General features: G+C 65.3%; 8 protein-coding genes. 2 read left to right on the forward strand and 6 right to left on the reverse strand.

Annotated elements, in window-relative coordinates; all coding sequences use genetic code 11:
- Positions 1 to 233 precede the first annotated feature (233 nt).
- The 5 genes from HY699_10415 to HY699_10435 all read right to left on the reverse strand — a co-directional run bounded on the left by HY699_10415 (position 234) and on the right by HY699_10435 (position 5,705).
- A complete protein-coding gene (locus HY699_10415; GenBank protein ID MBI4516213.1) occupies positions 234 to 2,408 on the reverse strand; it encodes a PAS domain S-box protein in 2,175 nt (724 codons plus the stop codon).
- Between the two features lie 45 nt (positions 2,409 to 2,453).
- Positions 2,454 to 3,983: a PAS domain S-box protein gene (locus tag HY699_10420; GenBank protein ID MBI4516214.1), complete on the reverse strand. Its 1,530-nt coding sequence runs from the start codon at positions 3,981 to 3,983 to the stop codon at positions 2,454 to 2,456.
- Positions 3,984 to 4,076: 93 nt separating this feature from the next.
- Positions 4,077 to 4,544 carry a response regulator gene (locus HY699_10425; protein MBI4516215.1) on the reverse strand — a complete coding sequence of 156 codons (468 nt, stop codon included), beginning with the start codon at positions 4,542 to 4,544 and terminating at the stop codon, positions 4,077 to 4,079.
- A 391-nt stretch (positions 4,545 to 4,935) separates the two neighbouring features.
- Positions 4,936 to 5,181, reverse strand: a complete 246-nt coding sequence (locus tag HY699_10430; protein MBI4516216.1) for a hypothetical protein — start codon at positions 5,179 to 5,181, stop codon at positions 4,936 to 4,938.
- An 11-nt stretch (positions 5,182 to 5,192) separates the two neighbouring features.
- Positions 5,193 to 5,705 carry a nuclear transport factor 2 family protein gene (locus HY699_10435; protein ID MBI4516217.1) on the reverse strand — a complete coding sequence of 171 codons (513 nt, stop codon included), beginning with the start codon at positions 5,703 to 5,705 and terminating at the stop codon, positions 5,193 to 5,195.
- Between the two features lie 108 nt (positions 5,706 to 5,813).
- On the opposite strand from HY699_10435, the gene HY699_10440 reads away from it, so the two are divergent.
- Together HY699_10440 and HY699_10445 are read left to right on the forward strand one after the other, a co-directional pair.
- Complete coding sequence (locus HY699_10440; protein MBI4516218.1) at positions 5,814 to 5,951, forward strand: hypothetical protein; 138 nt, start codon at positions 5,814 to 5,816, stop codon at positions 5,949 to 5,951.
- A gap of 7 nt (positions 5,952 to 5,958) precedes the next feature.
- Positions 5,959 to 6,849, forward strand: coding sequence for an ROK family protein (locus HY699_10445; protein MBI4516219.1), 891 nt, complete (start codon positions 5,959 to 5,961; stop codon positions 6,847 to 6,849).
- 18 nt (positions 6,850 to 6,867) lie between these two features.
- Here HY699_10445 and HY699_10450 read toward each other — a convergent pair whose 3' ends face one another.
- Positions 6,868 to 7,446 carry a hypothetical protein gene (locus HY699_10450; GenBank protein MBI4516220.1) on the reverse strand — a complete coding sequence of 193 codons (579 nt, stop codon included), beginning with the start codon at positions 7,444 to 7,446 and terminating at the stop codon, positions 6,868 to 6,870.
- Positions 7,447 to 7,722 lie beyond the last annotated feature (276 nt).

The following is a 7,722-nucleotide window of genomic DNA, read 5'->3' on the forward strand; positions in this document are numbered from 1 at the left end:
CACCGGCCCCGACCCGCCGCGCTGACCGGTGGCGGCGCAGCCGGTTCCCACCCCGCTGATCCGTCGCTCCGTCTCGGTGGCCCGGTCGCAACCGATCGCCCCGGGAAAATCGAGCTATGCATGCTCACCGGAAGGACACGCTTAGTCGCCCGCGGCGGCGCCGCTTCGATATGCGCGGGGTGATGCGCCTCCAGCGGCACCGACCCCGTCAAGAGTGGCAAACACCCTGGAGATCAAGATGTCGCTTTCCCGAGCGTGAAATAGAACGTGGCGCCCTGCTCCGGGGTGCTCTCGGCCCATATTCGGCCGCCGTGCTTCTCGACGATGCGTTTGACGATGCTCAGGCCAATGCCGCTGCCCTCGAATTCGTCCTGGCGGTGAAGGCGCTGAAAGACGCGGAAGAGCTTGTCCGCGTAACGGCCATCGAACCCGACGCCGTTGTCGCGCACGTAGAACACCGCTTTGTCATTGTGGGTGGCGGTGCCGACTTCGATGCGCGCGGCCGCTACCGGCCGGGTGAACTTGATGGCGTTGGCAATCAGGTTGTCGAACAGCTGGCGCAGCAAGGTGGCGTCACCGGTTACCGTCGGCAGCTCGTTGGTCACAAACTCGATCGGCCGTTCGCCGGCGGCGGCGCGCAGTTCGTCGATGGCGCCATGGGCTAGGGCGCCGAGATCGACTGGCCGGATCTTCAATTCGGCCCGCCCTACTCGCGACAACACCAACAGCCCTTGGATCAACTCCGTCATCCGCGCACTGCCGCTGCTGACGCGCGCGAGGTAGTGTTGTGCCTCGGCCGGCAGCTGGGCGCCGTAGTCCTCGCTCAAGATGCGGATGAAGCCCTCGATGTGGCGCAGCGGTGCGCGCAGGTCGTGCGACACCGAGTAGCAGAACGCCTCGATCTCCTGGTTGACGGCTTCCAGCTCGGCGGTGCGCTGGCGCACGCGTTCTTCCAGCTCTTCGTTGAGCTGGCGCACCTCGGCCTCGGCGCGCTTACGCTCGGTGACGTCGCGGATGACAGAGAGGATCACGCGCTGTCCGGCAATGTCGGCGCCGACCGCACTGACCTCGACCGGGAAAGCGGATCCGTCGCGGCGCCGGTGCACGGTTTCAAACACCGCGGGGCCTTCAGCGGCCTGGCGCAGCTGGTTGGGCAGGGTCGCGCGCGCGGCCTCTGCTCTGAGGTCGGAGACGTTCAGCTGGAGTAGTTGGGCGCGCTCGTGGCCGTACGCCAGCTCGGCGGCGCGGTTGACTTCCAGAACGCGCCCCGCGGGACTCAAGAACAGCACGACGTCGGTGGCGTATTCGCTCAGCAAGCGGTAGGGCTCGCGTGCTGCCAGCACGGCCCGTTCTCGCGCCAGCTCGGCGCTGAGCACATGCGCGCGTTGCCGCCGTGACCAAGCCAGCACGAACCCGGCAAACGCCAGCACTACCAGTGTCCCTGCAATCACAAGCTGTCTGATCTCGTCACGGAATCCGGCGACGGCCTCGTCGCGGTCGATCTTCGCCACCAGGCCCCAGCCCAGCGCCTTGATCCTGCGGGTGGCCGCCAGCACCGGCACCGCACGATAGTCAATGAATTCGCCGAAGCGTTCCTCACCGGCCAGCGCATGGCGCGCCGCCAGCCGCTCGGTTTCACTGGGCACCTGTACCATCAGCCCGTTGCGGCCGCGCACCGGCCACAAGAAGACGATGTTCTCGGCTTCGCGGTCGACCAGGATTGTCTGCCCCGTTCGTGTCGACTCCTGGCCGGCCACCAGCAGCGCCAGCAACGATCTTTCGAGATCCATCACCAACGTAACCGCCCCCAGCGCGGGCGCCTGTTCGTCGCCGCCCGCGAACACCGGGCGGACGAATACCAGCCACCAGCGCTCGGCGGAGCGCACGCGGTGGACCCGAAAGCTGCCGCCATTGAGCGTTGCGGCGACGGTGTCTGCTAAATCCAAAGCCGGAGCCTGCGCCCGCTCGACCTGGGCGACGGCGCGGCCGGTGCGATCCCACACCGCCACCGCGCTATAACCGTATGCCCGCAGCGGATGGCCGAGCACCTCAGCGACGTGCATCGCCAGGTCGCGCTGCGCGCCTTCGCTTGGCTCTGCCGCCGGCCGCAGCAGCTCGACCACCGAGGGAAAACCGGCGATGACTTCGGCGTCGCCGCGCCGTTCGCCCAGCCAGGCTTCGATCAACTTCACCTGCGCATTGGCCGCCGATGAAAGGTGTTGCTCCCAGTACGCGGTGGTTTCGACCCACTCGCTGGCGGCCAGCCGCCAGACTCCGGCGCCCGCCAGCAGCACCACCGTGAGCACCGCGGCGACTATCGACCAGCCGGGTAACCAGCCACAGGCGGCGGAGCCACCGCCGGAACTGGGCGCGGCCGGTGCCGGCAGATTCGCTTGCGACAGGTTCACACTTCGGTCCGACGGCATAGGCTTATAAGCCGACTGAAGCGTGCTTCAGCGTCGCGGCTGCTTGGGAGCGATCGGCCGGCCCGGGGGCCGGGTGCGCGGCAGGCGCACGCGGAAGCAGCTGCCGCGGCCGGGCTCGCTCTCGACCTCGATCGAGCCGCCGAGCAGAGCCAGCAGCCGTTTGCTCACCGCCAGGCCCAGTCCGCAGCCGCCGTAACGGCGGGTAGGGCTGTCGTCGAGCTGGCGAAAATCCTCGAAGATGCGCGGAATGTCGGCCCCGGCCACGCCGATGCCGGTATCTTGCACCTCCACCACCAGCGCGCCGTTGTCACACGTGGCTAGTATGCGAACCTCACCCGCTTCGGTGAATTTGATGGCATTGTCGAGCAAGTTGCCCAGCACCTCGCGTAGCCGCAGCGGATCGGTGATGGCCTCGATCGGAGCGGCGGGAACCTCGCAGGTCAGTCGCAGGTGCTTGCTGGCCGCCAAGGGGGCGAAACTATCGGCCAGCTCGCGTACCAGCGCCCCGGTGTCGACGGTGCTCAGCTGGAGCGGCAAGGTGTCAATGCGCAGCCGGGCGAGATCGAGGGTCTCGTTGATCAGCCGGGCGAGCTGGCCGGCGTTGCGCCCGATGGCTTCGAACATGCCCCGGGCTGCGGCATCGAGCTGAGCGCCAAGAGTCTCGGCCATGATTTCGGTGTAACCCATGATCACATGCAGGGGGGTGCGCAGCTCGTGGGAAAAGGCCGCCAAGAAGGCGTCCTTCAGGCGATCGGTCTCCGCCAGCTGAGCGTTGAGTTCGCGCAATTGTCGTTCGGCGGCCACCCGCTCGCTCACGTCGCGCTGGATGGAGGAGAAATTCACGATCTGTCCGGCACTGTTGATCACCGGGGCAATGGTCAGCTCGGCATCGTAGAGCCTGCCGTCGCGGCGGCGGTTGATCAGCTCACCGTGCCAGACCTCGCCGCGAGTGATCCTGCGCCACATATCGGCATAGAAGGCCTCGTCTTGCTTGCCCGAGCGCAGCAGCCGCGGCGTTCGGCCGATGGCCTCTTCCGCAGTGTAGCCGGTGATGCGGGTGAACGCCGGGTTGGCGTAGACGATGGTGCCGTCCGGCTCGGTGATCAACACCATTTCTTCGGCCTGCTCGACGGCGGCGGCTACCCGGGCACGCTGAGCTTCGGTGCGCCGCAGCGAGCGCGCCGCGGCAAACTCACGCAGCGCCCGGTCCACTGCTGCCGGCAAGCGGGTGAGGTTGCCTTTGAGCACGTAGTCAGTGGCGCCGGCCTTGATCGATTCGACCGCCAGCTCTTCGCTCAGCGTGCCGCTGACGTAAATGAACGGAATGCGGGCGCCGGCCGCTCGCCAGATTGCTAGCGCCGCCATGCCCGAGAAGCGGGGCAGGGTGTAGTCGCACAGCACCACCTCATGATGGCCCTCGCGCAGCGCCGTCTCAAACGCCTCGGGGCTGTCGACGACGCTTACGCTTACCGCATACTCGTGCCGTAACGCGGCCCGCTCCAACTCGACGTCGGCGACGTCATCTTCGACGAACAGAATTTTGAGCGGTTGGGGCATCAGTATTCCGCGTAGCCACCGAGTTATCGGGCGCGCCTCAACCCGAGCCCGCAAATGCGAGCGAACCTCCCGGTCTTGTGTGCCGCGCCACTTTCAGGTCCGGACAAACACCAAGCCGGAGTCCGTACGATCACTGAGCACGTGCAATAACTCGCTCACGTCGATCGGTTTGTTTAGAAACCCCAGCGCCCCGTGCTTGTAGCTACGCAGCCGATCAGCCACCGAATCGGAGCCGGTGAGCACTATCACCGGGATGTGCCGCAGGTGGCGGTCCTCCCAGACGGTATCGAGCAGCTCCCGCCCGCTCATGCGCGGCAGACCCAGGTCGAGCAGAATGAGATCGACCCGGCGGTCCCCGACTCGGCCCTCGTATTCCTGGCGTTGCAACAATAGCAGCGCGCTTTCCGCATCCGGCACCACGCGCACCGGGTTGAGCAAGCGCGCGCGCTGCAAGGCGTGCATGGTCAGGTCGGCATCGCTCGGATCATCTTCGACGAGCAAGATTAAGCCCGCCGATGGTGGAATACCTTCGCCCTTGCTTGCCTCGGTCTTGGCGGTCATCGTGCCTCCACCCGTTGGGATATGCTGCACATTGTCCACTTTGGTGCTGCATGGCGCAAGACTGATTCTGCCGATGCCGCAGTATCGCCCGCTCGGGCCGAGCCCGCAAGTGGGTATTAAGACCGCAGGGGCAGGCTTGCAGCCTCGGCGCGATCGTGATTGTAAGGGCGTCGTACTATATCTTTTACGTTGGAGGGGCAGTACGCATGGCGAAGAAGACAGCAGTGAAGAAGGCCGCGGCCAAGAAGCCAGCCGCCAAGGTCTGCAAGGCCAAGCCGGCGAGCCGGCCGGGAGCGGCACGCGCGAGCGGATCGAAATACGACCAGCCCGGCGCGCCGTGGTGGAAGAAGCTGATTTGAGCTCGGCGAGTAGGGAGTGCCGGCGGCGCTCCCTACTCCTTCTTCTTGAGCTGATCGCGGTTGGCGTCGATGAACGCCCGCAGCTCGTCGGTTGCGGCCAGCAGCTTGTCCCATTGCTCTTGGTAGAGGGTGACGGGAAAGCGCCCGAGCCCGTATACTGACACCGCGCCTTTATCCGACACTCGGAACGTGAGTGCCCCCGGGCGGCGCGAGGCCTTCAGGGCAGCGTTCTCTGCCCGCAAACGCTCCAATTCCTTCTGCACATCGTCGTCGGCCACGGGATCCTCCTTTATGGCTGCATGGCCGAGCGGTCGTAGTAGAACCGCTCGCGGGTGATTTTGCCGTCTCGCACTTCGTGAATAGCGACCTCGCTGAATTCACTTTGCCGGCCGGTGGCGGCAAAGGTGGCGCGGCAGTCCCATTCGATGACGATGGTGTTGCCATCGACCCAGACGTTGCGGGCTTTCCAGGACGAGTCGCTCACCATCGCGCGCCACATCGCGAATTTCTGCTTAATGGCGTCGATGCCGGTTACGGGCGGCATCCCCGGCTCGATCGACTCGACGTTGTCGGCGTAGAGCGCGAACGAAGCCTCGTCGTTGTGGGTGATGGTGAGGTCGAGAATGCGCTGGGCCAGCTCGCGCACCGGGTTGGGTGCCGGGGCGGCAGGCCGCGGCTTGGCGGCGCGTGCCGCCGACTTGCGCGCGGGTTTGGGTGTGGGCTTGCGCCGCGCCGCCGCTTTGGGCTTGCGCGCTGGTGCCGTCTTCTTCGCGGCTTTCTTCTTGAGCGGTTTCTTGGCCATATCCTCCTCCTAGTTTGCCGCGCTTATAGCACTAACTGCCCTGCCGGCGGAACGAGGGCTGGCGGGCTGAGTTCGCCTGGCGTATGAAGCGGCAGGGGAGACATGGTTATGGCACGCAAACTGGCGATTGCCTTCGATTGGCAAGGCGGCTTCGAGGCCGAAGCGGACGCCGGCGTTCAACGCGTACAGGTCGCCACCGACGACGTGCGCGAGTATGGCAAGATTCTGGAACAGCTGCTCGCCTGATTGTGACATGACTCCGCAGTACCGAGTGGGCGTCGACCTGGGTGGTACCAAGATCGAAGCGGTGGTGGTCGATCTCCACCACCAGGTAATCGAGCGCAGGCGAATCACCACCCAGGCCGAACGCGGTTATGGCCATATTGTCGAGCGCATTGCGGAGCTGGTTGCGGCATTGCGCGCGCACGTGCCTGGTTGTGCAGCCGTCGGCATTGGCACGCCCGGAGCCATCTCGGCCGTCGATGGGACGATGAAGAACAGCAACACCACCTGCTTGAACGGCCGTGACCTGCGTGGCGATCTCGAGCGGCGGCTGGGCCTGGCGGTGGCGATGGAGAACGACGCCAACTGCTTTGCCCTGGCGGAGGCCGTGGCCGGCGCGGGCCAAGGGGCGCAAGTGGTTTTCGGAGTCATTATGGGTACCGGTGTCGGCGGCGGTATCGTCATCAATGGCCAGGTGCGGCGGGGAGTGCAGCATATCGCCGGCGAGTGGGGGCATCACTGCATCGATGCCGGTGGCCCGTCCTGTTACTGCGGCCGGCGCGGTTGCGTCGAGGCCCACATCGCGGGGCCGGCGGTCAGCCGCCAGTACGCGGCACTCACCGGGGAGGAGCTGGCGATGGAAGCCATCGTTGCCCATGCGCGTGCCGGCCACCCGCATGCGGCCGAGATCTTCGAGCGCTTCCTCGACCGCTTCGGCCGCGCCGTGGCCAACGTGATCGACATCCTCGATCCCGATGTGATCGTGCTCGGCGGCGGCCTTTCCAATATCGACGAGCTCTACACCCGCGGCCGCCAGGCCGTGGCCCGCTACGTCTTCAACGACGAGCTGCGCACGCCCATCGTCCGCCACGCCTTAGGCGACTCAGCCGGGGTGATCGGGGCTGCGCTGTTGGTGCCGTGATGCGAGAAGGGCTGCCGCTTAGCGCTCGACCTTGAACTCCCAGCGGCAGCAGATTCCATCCTTGTCTTTGCGCGGCGGCACCTGCAGGGCGGTGGACTTCATCTTGGGATTGGTGAGCTTGCAGAACTGAATAAACGCCCGGTCCTCGACCCCACCGGGTCCGCACAAGCACTGGACGTCCTGGTCGGTTCCCGTCGCCTCGAAATAGAACAGGGTCGGACAGCGGGTGAAGGTGAGGACCACATGGTCCGGGTTCTTGATGTCGTAGTCGAACTCGTAGAACTGCCCGCCGGCACCGTCCGGGGCGACCTGGAAGATCTTCAGCAGCGCCAGGACGTCGTCTCCCTCGATCTTCATCGCCTCCCTGAGCAGCGGCAAGTAAAACTTCTTGAGCACCCGCTCGTAGACCTCGGCGTCCAAGTTGAAAGCCTCTTCGAGGCTCATGCGCTTGCGGTTCTCGGTGTTCCACATCCCCATGAGCCCGACGAAGATGGTGCGATACGCCTTGATCAGTCGGATCAACGCGTCCTTGGAAAAGTCCTCGAATTTGAGGTCGGGGTTGTAAGGAATGCTGTAGTCCTTGAGTTCTTCCGCCATATCATCCTCCTGCCCGGGATGGTCGCGCCAACGCAGCGGGCCGGGTGAAACATACCCGCTTTCTGCGGCGCGTGACAACCCTATGGGTGCGCGACAAATCTGTGGGTAACGAGGTTCGGTGTTATGGCCGTCATTCCCGCGAAAGCGGGAATCCAGTTTGGCGTTTGGCGCTATGGACAAGCAGTTCTGCGTTTACATCCTGGCCAGCAAACGGAACGGCACGCTGTACATTGGGGTGACCTCACAGCTGACAAATTGCGTCCCTTTCGGCCATGG

The sequence above is a fragment of the Deltaproteobacteria bacterium genome (assembly GCA_016210005.1).
Taxonomy (GTDB): Bacteria; Desulfobacterota; Binatia; order HRBIN30; family JACQVA1; genus JACQVA1.